This window comes from Enterobacter sp. MG-EB028 (assembly GCF_056673305.1).
In genome coordinates, this window is record NZ_CP195079.1 from 4421584 (window position 1) to 4439013 (window position 17430).

Below are 17430 nucleotides of genomic sequence, written 5' to 3' on the forward strand. Positions count from 1 at the left end.
TTTTGTCTCTTTTCCCCATGTGGCGCAGGCTGATCTATCACCCGGAAGTTAACTACGCACTGCGACAAACGCTGGTGTTGTGTCTTCCTGTGGCCGTGGGCCTGCTCCTGGGTCATCTTCAGCAGGGCCTGCTGTTTTCCCTCGTGCCCGCCTGCTGCAACATCGCCGGTCTGGACACGCCGCATAAGCGCTTTTTCAAACGCCTGATTATCGGGGGCTGCCTGTTTGCAGGCTGTAGCCTCGCGGTGCAGCTGTTACTGGCTCGCGATATTCCCCTGCCACTGATCCTGACCGTGCTGGCGATGACCCTCGGCGTCACGGCGGAAATCAGCTCGCTGCACGCTCGCCTGCTTCCAGCGTCACTCATTGCGGCCATCTTTACCCTGAGCCTCGCCGGGAATATGCCCGTGTGGGAGCCGCTGCTGATCTACGCCCTCGGCACGCTGTGGTACGGGCTGTTTAACTGGTTCTGGTTCTGGCTATGGCGAGAGCAGCCGCTGCGAGAATCTCTGAGCCTGCTCTACGTGCAGCTTGCGGATTACTGCGAAGCCAAATACACCCTGCTCACCCAGCATACCGATCCGGAAAAATCCTTACCGCCGCTGCTGACGCGCCAGCAAAAAGTGGTGGATTTGATAAGCCAGTGCTATCAGCAGCTGCATATGCTCGCCGCAAACAAGAACCACGAGTACAAACGGCTGCTGCGTACCTTCCAGGTGGGGCTGGACCTTCAGGAGCATATCTCCGTTAGCCTTCATCACCCGCAGGAGGTGCAAAAGCTGGTTGAGCGCAGCCATGCCGAAGCGGTGATTCGCTGGAACGCGCAGACCGTCTCCGCGCGCCTGCGGGTGCTGGCTGACGATATACTTTATCACCGCTACCCCACGCGCTTTAACATGGACAAACAGCTCGGCGCGCTGGAGAAAATTGCCCGTCAGCACCCGGAAAATCCGGTCGGCCAGTTTGCCGCCTGGCACTTCAGCCGCATCGCCCGCGTGCTGCGCACCCAGCGACCGCTTTATCCCCGCGACCTGATGGCGGATAAACAAAAACGTCTGCCGCTGCTGCCGGCGCTCAAAAGCTATCTTTCTCTTAAATCGTCCGCCCTGCGCAACGCCGCACGAATTAGCGTCATGCTCAGTATCGCCAGCCTGATGGGCATGGCGCTGCACCTGCCGAAACCCTACTGGATCTTAATGACCGTGCTGTTTGTCACCCAGAACGGCTATGGCGCCACGCGGGTGCGCATTCTGCACCGGGCGGGCGGCACGATGGCGGGGCTGATTATTGCAGGCGTGACGCTGCACTTTCACGTGCCCGAGGGCTATACCCTGGCGGGCATGCTGGCTATCACCCTGGTGAGCTATCTAATCATTCGCAAAAACTACGGCTGGGCGATGGTGGGCTTTACGGTAACGGCGGTATATACCCTGCAGCTGCTTACGCTTAACGGCGAACAGTTCATCGTTGCCCGCCTGATCGACACGCTGATTGGCTGTCTGATCGCCTTTGGCGGTATGGTCTGGCTGTGGCCACAGTGGCAGAGCGGGCTGCTAAGACAGAACGCCCACGACGCGCTGGAGGCCGATCAGCAGGCCATTCGTCTGATCCTGAGCGACGATCCGCAGCCTTCCCCGCTTGCCTACGAACGTATGAAGGTCAACCAGGCGCATAACGCCCTCTTTAACTCGCTGAATCAGGCGATGCAGGAGCCGGGCTTTAATTCTCATTATCTGGCGGACATGAAGCTGTGGGTGACGCACAGCCAGTTTATCGTCGAGCATATCAACGCCATGACGACGCTGGCGCGCGAGCACACGATGCTGACGCCGGATCTGGCGCAGCGCTATTTGCAGTCGTGTGAAATTGCGTTGCAGAGGTGTCAGCAGCGTCTGGAGTATGACGCGCCGGGCGAATCGGGCGACTCAAACATTCTGGAAGCGCCGGAGACGTTAACCCACGGGCCGATGAGCACGCTGGAGCAGCATTTGCAGCGTGTGCTGGGACATCTGAACACCATGCACACCATTTCGTCGGTGGCATGGCGTCAGCGCCCGCATCACGGGATTTGGTTAACGCGCCGGTTAAAGCGAACCGAGTATTAGCCTTTAACGAGCTTCGCGACCGCCGCGGCAAAGCGGGTTAACCCGTCTTCTATATCTTTTTCTTCCACCACCAGCGACGGCGCAAAGCGCATCACGTCCGGCCCCGCGTTGAGCACCATGACGCCTTCATGCGCGGCAGCGTGAAGGAAATCGCGCGCGCGGCCTTTGTACTGCGGCTTCAGCTCGGCGCCAATCAACAGCCCCATTCCGCGGATCTCGCTGAACACGTCGTACTGTTCATCAATCTTTTTCAGGTGTTTCACAAACAGCTCGCGTTTCGCGCTAACGCCGTTCAGCACTTCCGGCGTGTTGATGATGTCGAACGCGGCTCCCGCCACGGCGCTCGCCAGCGGGTTACCGCCGTAGGTGGAGCCGTGAGATCCGACGTGGAACGCGGAGGCGATCTCCTGCGTCGTCAGTACCGCACTCACCGGGAAACCACCGCCGAGCGCTTTGGCGCTGGTCAGAATATCCGGCGTCACGCCGTAGTGCATGTAAGCAAACAGGTCTCCGGTACGCCCCATCCCGCACTGTACCTCATCAAACACCAGCAGCGCCTGATGTTCGTCGCACAGCGCGCGCAGCCCTTTCAGGAACTCCGGGGTCGCCGCCGTCACGCCGCCTTCACCCTGAATCGGCTCCACCACTACCGCGCAGGTGTGGTCGTCCATCACCGCTTTCACCGCGTGCAGATCGTTAAACGGCACGTGGACGATGTCTGCCGGTTTTGGGCCAAAGCCGTCGGAATACTTCGGCTGGCCGCCAACGGAGACGGTAAAGAAAGAGCGTCCGTGGAAGGCGTTATGGAAGGCGATGATTTTGGTTTTGTAAGGACTGTGACGCGTTGTCGCGTAGTAGCGCGCCAGCTTGAAGGCGGTTTCGTTGGCCTCGGTGCCGGAGTTCATAAACAGCACGCGCTCGGCAAAGGTGGCATCAATGATCTTACGGCCCAGGCGCAGCGCCGGTTCGTTGGTGAACACGTTACTGGTGTGCCACAGGGTTTCGCCCTGGGTTTTCAGCGCCTCCACCAGCGCAGGATGGCAGTGACCCAGCGCCGTAACCGCAATACCGCCCGCGAAATCCACATACTCTTTGCCCTGCTGATCCCAGACGCGGCTGCCCTTCCCCTTCACCGGGATAAACTCAGCCGGTGCATAAATCGGCAGAATCACTTCATCGAATGTCGCGCGGGTAATTGCTGGTTGTTCAGTTGCCATGTCATGCCCATCCATTTTATGTCACATTGATTGTGAAAATATAATCACAAAATATGCATAAAAAATCACAGCAAGGCAACAGATATTCAGCGATTAAGGAAATTTGCCAGCAGCGCGTGCCCCTGCTCGCTGAGGATACTTTCCGGGTGGAACTGCACGCCTTCGAGATCCCACTCGTGGTGGCGAATCCCCATGATCTCCTGGGTATCGCTCCAGGCGGTCACGTCAAAGCAGTCGGGTAGCGTCGGCGGGTCAATCACCAGCGAATGGTAGCGCGTCACGGTTAACGGGTTATTAAGCCCTGTGAATACGCCCGTGCCGGTGTGGGTAACCGGCGAGGTTTTGCCGTGCATCACTTTTGCGGCACGCACGATGGTAGCCCCAAATACCTGGGCAATCGCCTGATGGCCGAGACAGACGCCCAGGATCGGCAGCCTGCCGGCATAGTGGTGAATAACGTCCAGAGAAATGCCCGATTCCGATGGCGTACACGGCCCCGGCGAAATGACGATTTTCTGCGGAGCCAGCGACTCGATATCGGCCAGGCTGAGCTCGTCGTTGCGGCGGACAACCACCTCTGCACCCAGTTCGCAAAAATACTGGTAAAGGTTCCAGGTGAAGGAATCGTAGTTATCAATCAGCAGAATCATGGCGGCTCCCGAAAAAAATGCCGCCCTATTCTACTCAGATTCCCGCGCTTCGCTCACTACTTTGGCAAAGATAACGCTCAGTGCGCTCAAATCGCCCATGGCGCCGCTTCGGTTCGCCGCTACCCACTGCTCGGGATCGATATCCCGCCAGCTCAGCGCGTAACCTGCATGGATAGCCAGCTGCTCAAAGAAGACGCGCTGCGCAATGCCATTACCGCGGATAAAGGGATGCAGCATGTTGATTTCACAGTAGTAGTGACTCACTTTGTCAACAAACGCCGCTTTTTCCAGACCCACAAGATACTTTTCGCTTTCCAGCGCCGCCATCAGCTCATTACCCATCTTCTCGATGTACTCAAAATGGCAAAAGGGAATGTCACCCTTAAAAATATCGTCGATACGGAATTCGCCTGCCTGCCTCATCTCTCTGTGATACAGATGACGGTGGATAAGGCACAGATGCGGTAACCCGGGCGCTGAAGGCCCAAGCTCCAGCGTCTCAATGCCGGGCTCCGCAGGACCATTACCTTTTTCAAGGAGACAACTGGCCTGAAAATTGACGTTACGCTGCTGCTCCCAGAGACGGGATTTTTGCTTGTCGGTGAGTTTTTTCACTTAACGCCTCCCTGAATAGTCCGTTTGCCACAAGTATAAGCAGCAAAACGCGCTTTCGCAGGGAGGGGACACAGCACGGGCGAGGATCGCCCGTGTCGAAGAGGCTTATGGCAGAACTTTCGCGGAGAGGATCACGACAGGTTTGGACGGCACATTCTGGTACGGGCCAACGTCATGAGTCGGTACCTGCGAAATCTTGTCCGCCACGTCCATCCCCTTCACGATTTTACCGAAGACCGCATAGCCGAAGTCACGCTGGCCGTGGTCGAGGAAGGCGTTATCCGCCACGTTCAGGAAGAACTGGCTGGTAGCGCTGTCTTTATCCGCCGTGCGCGCCATGGAGATAGTGCCGCGCTTGTTCAGCAGGCCATTGTCCGCTTCGTTTTTAATAGGCGGGTTCGGCTGTTTCTGCTGCATCTGCTCGTTGAAGCCGCCGCCCTGAATCATGAAGCCAGGGATCACGCGGTGGAAGGTGGTGTTGTTGTAGAAACCACTGTTCACGTAGTCGAGGAAGTTTTTCACAGAAACCGGAGCTTTCTGGCTATTCAGTTCCAGCTCAATGTTCCCGGCAGAGGTGGTCAGCAGAACGTGAGGGTCCCCTTTTGCTGCCAGCGCAGCAGGGGAAACGGCAGAAAGAGCAAACACAGCTGCGACAGCCGCCAGTGTTGATTTGAGCATGAGAATTCCTTAACAAAGCGCAGTATAAAAAGCGAATGGCTTGATTCTAAAGAGCAGTATGAACGTAGACCAGCCTTTTACCTAATTTTACGAAATTGAAACAATTATTACTGCGCAAACGATTGGTTAGACCGTCACTTAATGTGATTTAGATCACATTAAAACCTGCAATGACATAATCATTACCCTTAAAAGATAGGAATGGATCACTTTAGCGACTAAAATCTGCCCGCTCTCAGCGCCCCTTCGGCGCTTTTCTTTTTCTGAACAGGCCAGACATGACTAACAGCAATCGCATCAAGCTCACATGGATCAGCTTTTTCTCCTACGCCCTTACCGGCGCGTTGGTGATCGTCACCGGGATGGTGATGGGAAATATCGCAGACTACTTCCAGCTGCCCGTTTCCAGCATGAGTAATACCTTCACCTTCCTCAACGCGGGGATCCTGATCTCTATCTTCCTGAATGCCTGGTTGATGGAAATTGTCCCGCTGAAAACACAGCTGCGCTTTGGCTTTGTGCTGATGGTCGCCGCCGTGGCGGGCCTGATGCTGAGCCACAGCATTGCACTGTTCTCCGCCGCCATGTTCGTGCTTGGTCTGGTTAGCGGGATCACCATGTCGATCGGTACGTTCCTGATTACCCATATGTATGAAGGCCGTCAGCGCGGCGCGCGCCTGCTGTTTACCGACTCCTTCTTCAGCATGGCCGGAATGATTTTCCCGATGGTCGCCGCCGTTCTGCTGGCGCGCAGCATTGAGTGGTACTGGGTATACGCCTGCATCGGCCTCGTCTACGTGGCGATCTTTATCCTGACCTTCGGCTGTGAGTTCCCGGTGCTGGGCAAGAAAGCGCAAACTACTGCAGAGCCCGTCGCGAAAGAGAAATGGGGCATCGGCGTGCTGTTCCTCTCCATCGCCGCCCTGTGCTACATCCTGGGCCAGCTGGGCTTTATCTCCTGGGTACCGGAATACGCCAAAGGCCTGGGCATGAGCCTGAACGACGCGGGTAAACTGGTGAGCGATTTCTGGATGTCTTACATGTTCGGCATGTGGGCGTTTAGCTTCATCCTGCGCTTCTTCGACCTGCAGCACATTCTGACCGTGCTCGCAGGCCTGGCGACCGTGCTGATGTACCTGTTCATCAACGGTTCACCGGAGCATATGCCGTGGTTCATTCTGACCCTGGGCTTCTTCTCCAGCGCGATTTACACCTCGATCATCACCCTGGGCTCCCTGCAGACCAAAGTGGCCTCGCCGAAGCTGGTCAACTTCGTGCTGACCTGCGGCACCATCGGCACCATGCTCACCTTCGTGGTGACGGGCCCGATCGTTGCCCACAGCGGCCCGCTGGCGGCGCTGCATACCGCTAACGGTCTGTATGCCGTGGTGTTCATCATGTGCTTCGTTCTGGGCTTTGTGACCCGCCACCGCCAGCACAACGCGACAGCGGCGTCTCACTAATCCCTACGCCCCTTTGCGCTCGGCAGAGGGGCTGTTTCTGGCAAAGCTCACCTCTTCTCCCCCGATATCCATCTGGATCCACGTCTGCGCCAGCTGCGTAGTAGCAATCACCCTCCCCTGACGGATTGACCAGCGCACCGGCACCTGGCAGCGCACGGCTTCAAACCCGCTCTCCGCAGGCAGAATAATCAGGTTCGCCGGATTTCCCGTCTCAATACCGTAGTCGCTCAGGCCAAAAGTACGGGCGCTGTTATGGGTGATCAGATTAAGGCCGCTGTCGATCTGCGGATAGCCCATCATCTGGCACACGTGCAGCCCCATGTGCAGCACCTGCAACATGTTGCCGGTGCCGAGCGGGTACCACGGGTCGAAGACGTCGTCATGGCCGAAGCAGACGTTGATGCCTGCCTCCTGCAGCTCTTTCACCCTGGTGATGCCGCGGCGCTTCGGATAATCGTCAAAACGCCCCTGCAGGTGGATATTCACCAGCGGGTTAGCCACGAAGTTAATCCCCGACATCTTCAGCAGGCGGAAAAGCCGCGAAGTGTAAGCGCCGTTGTAAGCGTGCATGGCGGTGGTGTGGCTGGCGGTGACGCGCGGGCCGATGCCGGCCTCATAGGCCAGCGCTGCCACTGTCTCGACAAAACGCGACTGTTCGTCGTCAATTTCATCGCAGTGGATATCCAGCGGGCGGTCATATTTCTTCGCCAGATCGAAAGCGATATGCAGCGACTGCACGCCATACTCCCGGGTGAACTCGAAGTGTGGGATCGCCCCCACCACATCAGCCCCCAGTTTTAGCGCCTCTTCCAGCAACGCCGCGCCGTTCGGGTAAGAGAGAATACCTTCCTGCGGGAACGCGACGATTTGCAGCGTCACCCACGGGGCAACCTCCTGCTTCACCTCCAGCATCGCCTTCAGGGCGGTGAGCGTCGGGTCGGAAACATCAACGTGGGTACGCACAAACTGAATGCCGTTGGCAATTTGCCACTTCAGCGTTTTCCAGGCACGCGCTTTCACATCTTCATGGCTGAGCAACGCTTTGCGCTCGGCCCAACGCTCAATGCCCTCAAATAGCGTGCCAGACTGGTTCCAGTTCGGCTCGCCCGCCGTCTGGGTGGTATCAAGATGGATATGCGGCTCAATAAACGGTGGAATAGCAAGCCCGCCGCGCGCGTTCAATACTTCATAACTTTCGGCGTGGGTGTCGTCCATTGGGGTGATGTCACCAAATCGGCCGTTCTCAATGGCAAGCTGCCACAGTCCTTCCCGGCCGGGTAAGCGAACATTCTGAACAAGCCAAAGCGGTGTTGTAGACATTTCATATCCCCTGATAAACGCAACATTGTTTACGCGTATTTTTGTTTAAAAATCCGCCATTGTTTTGTACACAAAATCGACGACATCGAAAAGCCTGCGATTTCCATAACTTATAAAAATCCTGACAAATCAGCCGCATACCCCCTAAGGAGTAGGCGAAGACGTATTTGATTTACATCAATAAGCGCACCTGCTGAATCGTTAAGGTAGGCAGTAATAGAAAAGAAATCGAGGCAAAAATGAGCAAAGTCAGACTCGCTATCATCGGTAACGGCATGGTCGGCCACCGCTTTATTGAGGATCTTCTCGATAAAGCCGATGCTGAGCAGTTCGATATTACCGTGTTCTGTGAAGAACCCCGCAAGGCGTACGACCGTGTGCACCTGTCTTCCTACTTCTCCCATCATACCGCCGAAGAGCTCTCTCTGGTGCGCGAAGGATTCTACGAGAAGCATGGCGTAAAAGTGCTGGTGGGCGAACGCGCCATCACCATTAACCGTCAGGAAAAAGTGATCCACTCCAGCGCCGGGCGTACGGTTTTTTACGACAAGCTGATCATGGCGACGGGCTCGTATCCGTGGATCCCACCCATTAAAGGCTCGGAGACTCAGGATTGCTTCGTTTATCGCACGATTGAGGACCTCAACGCCATCGAATCCTGCGCGCGTCGAAGCAAACGCGGCGCGGTGGTCGGCGGCGGTCTGCTGGGTCTGGAAGCGGCTGGCGCGCTCAAAAACCTCGGGGTTGAAACCCACGTTATCGAATTTGCGCCAATGCTGATGGCCGAACAGCTGGACCACATGGGTGGCGACCAGCTTAAGCGTAAAATTGAAAGCATGGGCGTGAAGGTTCACACCAGCAAGAACACCAAAGAGATCGTGCAGGAAGGCACAGAGGCGCGTAAAACCATGCGCTTTGCCGACGGCAGCGAGCTGGAAGTGGACTTCATCGTCTTCTCCACCGGGATCCGCCCGCGCGACAAGCTGGCGACCCAGTGCGGTCTGGCGGTAGCGCAGCGCGGCGGGATCATGATTAACGACACCTGCCAGACTTCCGACCCGGATATCTACGCCATCGGCGAATGCGCCAGCTGGAACAACCGCGTATACGGTCTGGTCGCGCCAGGGTACAAAATGGCCCAGGTCGCCGTGGATCATATTCTCGGCAGCGAAAACGCCTTTACTGGCGCAGACATGAGCGCCAAGCTGAAGCTGCTGGGCGTCGACGTGGGCGGTATCGGCGATGCGCACGGCCGCACCCCGAACTCCCGCAGCTACGTTTACCTCGACGAAAGCAAAGAGGTCTACAAGCGTCTCATCGTCAGCCAGGACAACAAAACCCTGCTCGGCGCGGTGCTGGTGGGCGATACCAGCGACTTCGGTAACCTGCTCCAGCTGGTGCTGAACGCCATTGAGCTGCCGGAAAACCCGGACGCGCTGATCCTCCCGGCTCACGCCTCCAGCGGCAAGCCGTCTATCGGCGTGGATAAACTGCCGGACAGCGCGCAGATTTGCTCCTGCTTCGACGTCACTAAAGGCATGCTGATCTCCGCCATCAACAAAGGCTGCCACACCGTTGCGGCGCTGAAAGCCGAAACCAAAGCCGGTACCGGCTGCGGCGGCTGTATTCCGCTGGTGACTCAGGTACTGAACGCCGAGCTGGCGAAACAGGGCATCGAAGTGAACAACAACCTGTGCGAGCACTTCGCCTACTCTCGCCAGGAGCTGTACCACCTGATCCGCGTGGAGGGCATTAAGTCCTTCGACGAACTGCTGGCGAAGCACGGCCAGGGCTACGGCTGTGAAGTGTGTAAACCGACCGTCGGCTCGCTGCTGGCGTCCTGCTGGAACGAGTACGTGCTCAAACCAGAACACACGCCGCTGCAGGACACCAACGATAACTTCCTGGCGAACATCCAGAAAGACGGTACCTATTCCGTCATTCCGCGTTCCGCTGGTGGCGAAATCACCCCGGAAGGTCTGGTCGCCGTGGGCCGTATCGCCCGTGAATTTAATCTGTACACCAAAATCACCGGCTCCCAGCGTATCGGCCTGTTTGGCGCGCAGAAGGATGATCTGCCGGAAATCTGGCGTCAGTTGATAGAAGCAAGCTTCGAAACCGGCCACGCGTATGCCAAAGCGCTGCGAATGGCGAAAACCTGCGTGGGCAGCACCTGGTGCCGCTACGGCGTCGGCGACAGCGTGGGCTTCGGCGTTGAGCTGGAAAACCGCTACAAAGGCATCCGTACCCCGCACAAAATGAAGTTCGGCGTCTCCGGCTGTACCCGCGAATGTGCGGAAGCGCAGGGTAAAGACGTGGGGATCATCGCCACCGAGAAAGGCTGGAACCTGTACGTATGCGGCAACGGCGGGATGAAACCACGCCACGCGGACCTGCTGGCGGCGGATCTCGATCGCGATACGCTGATCCAGTATCTCGACCGCTTTATGATGTTCTACATTCGTACCGCCGATAAGCTGACCCGTACCGCTTCCTGGCTGGATAATCTGGAAGGCGGTATCGACTACCTGAAGTCCGTCATCATCGACGACAAGCTGGGCCTGAACGAACAACTGGAAGCCGAGATGGCTCGCCTGCGCGAGGCGGTGATCTGCGAGTGGACCGAAACCGTCAACACCCCGGCGGCGCAGACGCGCTTCAAACACTTTATCAACAGCACCCAGCGCGACCCGAACGTGCAGGTTGTACCGGAGCGTGAACAGCATCGCCCGGCAACACCGTATGAACGCATTCCGGTGACGCTGGTGGAGGAAAACGCATGAGCCAGTGGGTAAACATCTGCGAGATTAACGATATTCTGCCCGCCACCGGCGTGTGTGCGCTGCTGGGCAACGAGCAGGTCGCCATTTTCCGCCCTCGCCACGATGAACAGGTCTTTGCCATCAGCAATATCGACCCGTTCTTCGAGGCCAGCGTGCTCTCACGTGGACTGATTGCCGAGCATCAGGGTGAGCTGTGGGTCGCCAGCCCGCTGAAAAAGCAGCGTTTCCGCTTAAGCGACGGTTACTGCATGGAAGATGAAAGTTTCTCCGTGAAGCACTACGACGTCCGCGTTAAGGACGGCAAGGTGCAGCTCAAGGCGTAACCCTCCGCCTTTTCAATAGGAAAGGCTTATGACCCCTTATGGGTAACGGCAGGAAAAACCGTATGTTCCGTACGATTCCTGCTGTTATCCTGACGTCAATTCTTACCCCCTCCTTGAATGCTGTGAGGTAACGTCGTGGACCACCTGCCGATTTTCTGTCAATTACGCCATCGCGACTGCCTGCTTGTGGGCGGCGGCGATGTGGCTGAACGCAAAGCGCGCCTGCTGCTGGAAGCCGGAGCCCGACTGACCGTCAATGCCCTCGCTTTCGCCCCGCAGTTTGACGTCTGGGCTCAGGAAGGGATGCTCACGCTGGTGCAGGGAGAGTTTGATGACTCCCTGCTGGATACCTGCTGGCTGACCATTGCCGCGACGGATGACGATGAAGTGAACCAGCGCGTCAGCGACGCCTGCGAAGCGCGCCGTATCTTCTGCAACGTGGTGGATGCGCCGAAAGAGGCCAGCTTTATCATGCCGTCGATTATCGACCGTTCACCGCTGATGATTGCGGTTTCGTCCGGTGGACGCTCGCCGGTTCTCGCCCGCCTGCTGCGGGAAAAGCTGGAAGCTATTTTGCCGCAGCACCTTGGTCAGATAGCCCATTACGCCGGGCAGCTTCGCTCCCGCGTGAAGCAAACCTTCTCGACCGTTGGCGAGCGCCGTCGCTTCTGGGAAAAATTCTTTGTGAACGACAGGCTGGCGCAGTCGCTGGCCAATCAGGATGCGAAAGCGGTGGAAGAGACGACCGAGCAGCTGCTGAGCGAGCCGCTGGATCACCGTGGTGAAGTGGTGCTGGTCGGGGCTGGTCCGGGCGATGCGGGCCTGCTGACACTGAAAGGGCTTCAGCAGATCCAGCAGGCGGATATCGTGGTTTATGACCGCCTGGTCTCCGATGACATCATGAACCTGGTGCGTCGCGACGCCGACCGCGTCTTCGTCGGCAAGCGCGCGGGCTACCACTGCGTGCCGCAGGAGGAGATTAACCAGATCCTGCTGCGCGAAGCGCAGAAAGGTAAGCGCGTGGTGCGCCTGAAGGGCGGCGATCCGTTTATCTTTGGTCGCGGCGGCGAGGAGCTGGAAACCCTGTGCAATGCCGGCATTCCGTTCTCCGTGGTGCCGGGCATAACGGCGGCGTCCGGGTGTTCAGCCTACTCTGGCATTCCGCTCACCCATCGTGATTACGCCCAGAGCGTGCGTCTGGTGACGGGCCACCTCAAAACCGGCTGCGAGCTGGACTGGCATAATCTGGCCGCTGAAAAGCAGACGCTGGTGTTCTACATGGGGCTAAACCAGGCCGCCACCATTCAGGCGAAACTGCTGGAACACGGCATGGAGGCGGATATGCCCGTTGCGCTGGTGGAAAACGGTACGTCAATCAAGCAGCGCGTGGTGAATGGCGCACTGACGCAGCTCGGTGAACTGGCGCTGCAGGTCGAAAGCCCGGCACTAATTGTGGTGGGTCGCGTGGTTGAACTGCGCGATAAGCTGAACTGGTTCTCGAATCACTAACGCAGAGATCGGAAGCAAGATGGTATTTGTCGGGTGGCGTCTCCGCCTTACCCGACCTACACGATCCCGTAGGCCGGGTAAGCGTTAGCGCCACCCGGCAAAGCAGGCTTAAGGTTTGCCCACAAACCCAATCGCTTGATACACCGCTTTCAGGGTTTCGGACGCGCGCGCGCTGGCTTTTTCCGCGCCGTCTTTCATCACCTTCTGCAGGAAAGCTTCGTCGTTGCGGTAGCGGTGATAACGCTCCTGCAGCTCGGTCAGCATGCCGGAAACGGCTTCTGCCACTTCACCTTTCAGGTGGCCATACATCTTGCCTTCGAAGTGCTGTTCCAGCTCAGGAATGCTCTGCCCGGTCACGCCGGAGAGGATATCCAGCAGGTTGGAGACGCCCGCTTTGTTCTGCACGTCGTAGCGCACTACTGGCGGCTCGTCGGAATCGGTGACCGCGCGCTTGAGCTTTTTGACGACCGATTTCGGATCTTCCAGCAGGCCGATAACGTTGTTGCGGTTATCGTCAGACTTGGACATCTTCTTGGTCGGCTCCAGCAGCGACATGACGCGCGCGCCGGATTTCGGAATAAACGGCTCTGGCACTTTAAACACGTCGCCATAAAGCGCGTTAAAGCGCTGGGCGATATCGCGGCTCAGCTCCAGGTGCTGCTTCTGGTCTTCACCCACCGGCACCTGGTTGGTCTGATACAGCAGGATGTCAGCCGCCATCAGCACCGGATAGTCGAACAGGCCGGCGTTAATGTTTTCAGAGTAGCGCGCGGATTTATCCTTGAACTGAGTCATACGGCTCAGCTCGCCGAAATAGGTGTAGCAGTTAAGCGCCCAGCCCAGCTGTGCGTGCTCCGGCACGTGAGACTGAACGAAAATGGTGCTCTTCTCTGGGTCGATACCGCAGGCCAGGTACAGCGCCAGGGTGTCCAGGGTGGCTTTGCGCAGCTTCTCAGGATCCTGACGGGCGGTAATCGCATGGAGATCGACGATGCAGTAAATGCAATGGTAGTCATCCTGCATGCTGACCCACTGACGTAACGCACCCATGTAGTTACCAATGGTCAATTCACCTGAAGGCTGTGCGCCACTAAAAACGATGGGCTTAGTCATTATTCAATTCCTGATGTTCACTGTGCGAAAGCCCGAGTGCGGGCAACAAATCTTTGAAGTGGTCGAACACAACGTCCGGCTCACTCAGCGTGATGGCTTCACCGTAGTTGTAGCCATAGGTTAATCCGACGGAAGGACACCCAGCCGCTCGGGCAGCCAGAATATCATTACGTGAATCCCCGACAAAGAGCAGCTCCGCAGGCGTTAAGGATAATTTTCCTGCCACCAGCAACAGTGGTTCCGGATGCGGCTTTTTGTTCTGCACGTCATCCCCGCCTACAATCACGGAGAAGTATTTCGCAATATCCAGCGCCTCCAGCAGCGGCGCAACAAACGGCGTCGGCTTGTTGGTCACCAGCCCCAGCGGGATCCCTTTGGCATGCAGCGCGCTCAAGGTTTCCAGGACGTCCGGGAACAGGAAGCTCCCCTCCTCGACGGTCTCTTCGTAGAAGCGGTCAAACAGCTTGCGAAGAATACGCAGCTGCTCATCCTGCGGGATATCGGCGTGATCGACGCTCGGTTTACCCTGCGCGGAACGCTGCGACGCGCGTTCCTGACGAGCCCATGTTAACGCGCGCTCCATCAGGACATCGGCACCGTTGCCAATCCACGTAATAACACGATCTTCGCCCGCAACGGGCAGTTCAAGAGCGTACAACGCCTGGTCTACGGCGCTCGTTAAGCCCGGCGCGCTGTCGACCAGCGTGCCGTCGAGGTCGAATGCCACACCCCGAATTGCCTGCAATTTATCCATGACTTACCTTCGCCAGCTCTCGGCGCATTTCATCAATGACTTTTTTATAATCCGGTTGGTCGAAAATTGCCGAACCTGCAACGAACATATCCGCGCCCGCTGCCGCAATTTCGCCAATGTTATTCACTTTCACACCGCCGTCCACTTCCAGACGAATATCGTAGCCTGACTCGTCAATGCGACGGCGCACTTCGCGCAGCTTATCCAGCGTGTGGGGGATGAACGACTGGCCGCCAAAGCCCGGGTTAACGGACATCAGCAAAATCACGTCCAGCTTGTCCATAACGTAGTCCAGATAGCTCAGCGGCGTAGCCGGGTTAAACACCAGCCCCGCCTTACAGCCGTTCTCTTTGATCAGCTGCAGCGTGCGGTCAACGTGCTCGGAGGCTTCCGGATGGAAGGTGATGATGCTGGCGCCCGCTGCGGCGAAATCTGGCACGATGCGATCGACAGGCTTCACCATCAGGTGAACGTCGATCGGTGCGGTAATGCCGTAGTTACGCAGCGCCTTGAGCACCATCGGACCGATGGTCAGATTGGGAACGTAGTGGTTATCCATAACGTCGAAATGGACGACATCTGCGCCAGCTGCGAGAGCTTTAGCCGTATCTTCACCCAGGCGGGCAAAATCGGCCGACAGAATTGAGGGGGCAATCAAAAACTGTTTCATCCGCATCTCCTTGAAATGTATTTACCGGCGGGCAAAACGGCTCAGGGGCGATAAAGAGCCAGGAGTTCGTCCACCTTTTTACGTGTGCCGCCGTTGCTGCTAATGCTACGCCGCACCTTAACCTGAAAATGCTTCGCGGCTTTGTACCATTCGCGCGTATCAGGGGTATCGTGATTTGAAATTAACACCGGAATTCTTTTGCTGACCAGCTTTTCCGCCATCTCCGCCAGACGGGCCTGTTCGGCCGGGCTGAAACTGTTGGTGTGGTAGGCGGTGAAGTTCGCCGTCGCAGACAGCGGCGCGTAAGGAGGATCGCAGTAAACCACCGAATTTACGCCTGCCAGCTCCATACACTCTTCATAGGAGAGGCAGTGGAATTCTGCATTCTGCGCTTTTTCCGCAAAGTGATACAGCTCGTCCTGCGGGAAATACGGGCGCTTATAGCGACCAAACGGCACGTTAAATTCACCGCGCAGATTATACCGGCACAGGCCGTTGTAACCATGGCGGTTGAGATAAAGGAACAGCAGCGCGCGGCGGAACGGATCCTGGCTCTGATTAAACTCCGTGCGGAACTGGTAGTAGACGTCAGGGTTGTTGTTCTCTGGGGTAAACAGCTTGCGCGCCTCTTCCACATACTCATCGGTACGCAGCTTAACAATGTTATAGAGGCTGATAAGGTCGCTGTTGATATCCGCCAGGATATAACGAGAAAAATCGGTGTTCAGGAACACCGATCCCGCGCCCACGAAGGGCTCGATAAGACACTCGCCTTTTGGCAGGTGCTTTTTAATATCATCGAGCAGGGGGTATTTCCCCCCTGCCCATTTCAGAAAAGCGCGATTTTTTTTCATGCTGACTAACTGATTACACCTTCTCCGGCTGTGGAGAAAGCTCCGACAGCATCCTGCGCTTTAAACATTACTTCAGATCGGCCTGCACCTGATGAATCGGCTTCGCCCATGGGTTCTTAGCCTGAACATCAGCAGGCAGCGACGCCACGGCGCGTTTCGCTTCATCTTTGGAAGCGTAAACACCGCTTACCAGCACATACCACGGCTGACCGTTACGGGTCGTCTGATAAACCACGTAGTTTTTCAGATTCGATTTCTTCGCCCAGCCGTTGAGGTTGTCATAGTTAGACGAACTGCTCAACTGCAGCGTGTAGTTGCTGGATGGCGCAGATTTCAGCGAACCGACGTTGCCAGCGGTTTTACCTGCTGCTGCACTGGAAGCCGTCGCCGTTGCGGCAGGCGCAGCGGTGGCAGCAGGTGCCGTTGTAGTTGCCGTCGCTTTCGGCGCAGTCTGCGTGACTGGCGCTTTAGCTGGTTCGCTTACTGCAGCCGTTTCTGTGCGTTTCGGCTGTGCCGGTGCGGCTTTCACTTCAGGCGCTTTTACCACGGCCTGAGGTTTGGTTTCACGCTTAGGCTCAATGACCGCCTGCTTACGTTCAGGACGTGTTGCAGTTTGCGTCTGGCGCGGCTTGGTTTCCGTTGCTGCAGTCTGCGGCTGAGCGGTAGAACCGTGAATCGGCGCGACGGTTGCAGGTTCAGTTGGCAGCGTAGAGTTAACCACGACGTTATCAACCTGCTGCTGGTTTTGCGGCTGCATCAGCGCATTGTTCAGGTCTCCCTGAACTTCAACACGCTGCTGGCCTTGAGGCGTGACAGGGGCCTGGCCCTGAGCAGGCGTTGACGAAACGGGCGGCAGAGAAACATCCTGCGGCGTCGTTGTGTTGCTGGCAGTCTGCTCAGCAGAAGTGGTACCCGGCGCTGGCTGTGCACCATTCGCCTGATCCGTCGCATCATTACCGGAGAGGTTGATGCTCTTCTCTGCGGAGGCGGTTTGTTCGGTTGAGTTGGTGGACGGTGCTTTCAGCGCGGAGCCAATGCCAACAATCAGCAGTACAAGCACCAGAACGCCAAGCCCCATCATGATGTACTGACGGGAGGCCGGTTTTTGCGCAGCGGCTTTTTTACGTTTACGCGGGCGACGCTCTACAGGCTGTTCGTCCATTGAATCTTCTTCGGACTCATAATCCTCTTCTTCTCGCTCATCACGCGCGTTACGGCTGCGCGAAGGGCGACGATCGTCTGCATCCAGATCAACATCGTCAAAGTTGATCTGCGGCTCGTTATCACGTTCTGAAGATTGACGAGAACGACCAGTACGACGATCGCTGGGATCGGGTTTCAGCTCGTCTTCTGGTTTGAATTCATCCATTTAACAC

15 protein-coding genes are annotated in these 17430 nt (G+C 57.1%); 5 read left to right on the forward strand and 10 right to left on the reverse strand.

The window, feature by feature from the left end; all coding sequences use genetic code 11:
- The first annotated feature begins 17 nt into the window (after positions 1–17).
- A complete protein-coding gene (locus tag ACR42C_RS21095; protein ID WP_116342665.1) occupies positions 18–2105 on the forward strand; it encodes a YccS/YhfK family putative transporter in 2088 nt (695 codons plus the stop codon).
- Here the strand turns inward: ACR42C_RS21095 and argD are convergent.
- The 4 genes from argD to ppiA form a co-directional block, all read right to left on the reverse strand.
- Positions 2102–3322, reverse strand: coding sequence for a bifunctional acetylornithine/succinyldiaminopimelate transaminase (gene argD, locus ACR42C_RS21100; RefSeq protein ID WP_233003211.1), 1221 nt, complete (start codon positions 3320–3322; stop codon positions 2102–2104). The genes ACR42C_RS21095 and argD overlap by 4 nt on opposite strands.
- An 86-nt stretch (positions 3323–3408) precedes the next feature.
- Positions 3409–3972, reverse strand: coding sequence for an aminodeoxychorismate synthase component 2 (pabA, locus tag ACR42C_RS21105; RefSeq protein WP_320719756.1), 564 nt, complete (start codon positions 3970–3972; stop codon positions 3409–3411).
- 30 nt (positions 3973–4002) lie between these two features.
- Positions 4003–4587, reverse strand: a complete 585-nt coding sequence (locus ACR42C_RS21110; protein WP_479984520.1) for a putative adenosine monophosphate-protein transferase Fic — start codon at positions 4585–4587, stop codon at positions 4003–4005.
- A gap of 105 nt (positions 4588–4692) precedes the next feature.
- Positions 4693–5265, reverse strand: a complete 573-nt coding sequence (ppiA, locus tag ACR42C_RS21115) for a peptidylprolyl isomerase A (RefSeq protein WP_014885514.1) — start codon at positions 5263–5265, stop codon at positions 4693–4695.
- A gap of 278 nt (positions 5266–5543) precedes the next feature.
- Here ppiA and tsgA point away from each other — a divergent pair, with 278 nt between their 5' ends.
- Positions 5544–6728, forward strand: coding sequence for an MFS transporter TsgA (tsgA, locus tag ACR42C_RS21120; RefSeq protein ID WP_479984521.1), 1185 nt, complete (start codon positions 5544–5546; stop codon positions 6726–6728).
- Positions 6729–6731: 3 nt separating this feature from the next.
- Here tsgA and ACR42C_RS21125 read toward each other — a convergent pair whose 3' ends face one another.
- Positions 6732–8048 carry a cytosine deaminase gene (locus tag ACR42C_RS21125; protein ID WP_302221013.1) on the reverse strand — a complete coding sequence of 439 codons (1317 nt, stop codon included), beginning with the start codon at positions 8046–8048 and terminating at the stop codon, positions 6732–6734.
- A 239-nt stretch (positions 8049–8287) separates the two neighbouring features.
- Between ACR42C_RS21125 and nirB the strand changes: the two genes are divergently transcribed.
- The 3 genes from nirB (at position 8288) to cysG (ending at position 12663) form a co-directional block, all read left to right on the forward strand.
- A complete protein-coding gene (gene nirB / locus ACR42C_RS21130) occupies positions 8288–10831 on the forward strand; it encodes a nitrite reductase large subunit NirB (RefSeq protein WP_479984522.1) in 2544 nt (847 codons plus the stop codon).
- Positions 10828–11154 carry a nitrite reductase small subunit NirD gene (nirD, locus tag ACR42C_RS21135; protein ID WP_116342682.1) on the forward strand — a complete coding sequence of 109 codons (327 nt, stop codon included), beginning with the start codon at positions 10828–10830 and terminating at the stop codon, positions 11152–11154. Before nirB ends, nirD begins: the two co-directional genes overlap by 4 nt.
- 135 nt (positions 11155–11289) lie before the next feature.
- Positions 11290–12663, forward strand: a complete 1374-nt coding sequence (cysG, locus tag ACR42C_RS21140; protein WP_479984523.1) for a siroheme synthase CysG — start codon at positions 11290–11292, stop codon at positions 12661–12663.
- A 108-nt stretch (positions 12664–12771) separates the two neighbouring features.
- On the opposite strand, the gene trpS is transcribed toward cysG, so the two are convergent.
- The 5 genes from trpS to damX form a co-directional block, all read right to left on the reverse strand.
- Positions 12772–13776, reverse strand: coding sequence for a tryptophan--tRNA ligase (gene trpS / locus ACR42C_RS21145; RefSeq protein ID WP_116342686.1), 1005 nt, complete (start codon positions 13774–13776; stop codon positions 12772–12774).
- Positions 13769–14530, reverse strand: coding sequence for a phosphoglycolate phosphatase (gene gph / locus ACR42C_RS21150; protein ID WP_116342688.1), 762 nt, complete (start codon positions 14528–14530; stop codon positions 13769–13771). Before gph ends, trpS begins: the two co-directional genes overlap by 8 nt.
- Positions 14523–15200: a ribulose-phosphate 3-epimerase gene (gene rpe, locus ACR42C_RS21155; protein ID WP_024907923.1), complete on the reverse strand. Its 678-nt coding sequence runs from the start codon at positions 15198–15200 to the stop codon at positions 14523–14525. The genes gph and rpe overlap by 8 nt, the downstream gene beginning before the upstream one ends.
- A gap of 41 nt (positions 15201–15241) precedes the next feature.
- Positions 15242–16054, reverse strand: a complete 813-nt coding sequence (gene dam, locus ACR42C_RS21160; RefSeq protein WP_166712515.1) for an adenine-specific DNA-methyltransferase — start codon at positions 16052–16054, stop codon at positions 15242–15244.
- Between the two features lie 67 nt (positions 16055–16121).
- A complete protein-coding gene (gene damX / locus ACR42C_RS21165) occupies positions 16122–17423 on the reverse strand; it encodes a cell division protein DamX (RefSeq protein WP_479984524.1) in 1302 nt (433 codons plus the stop codon).
- Between the last annotated feature and the right edge of the window lie 7 nt (positions 17424–17430).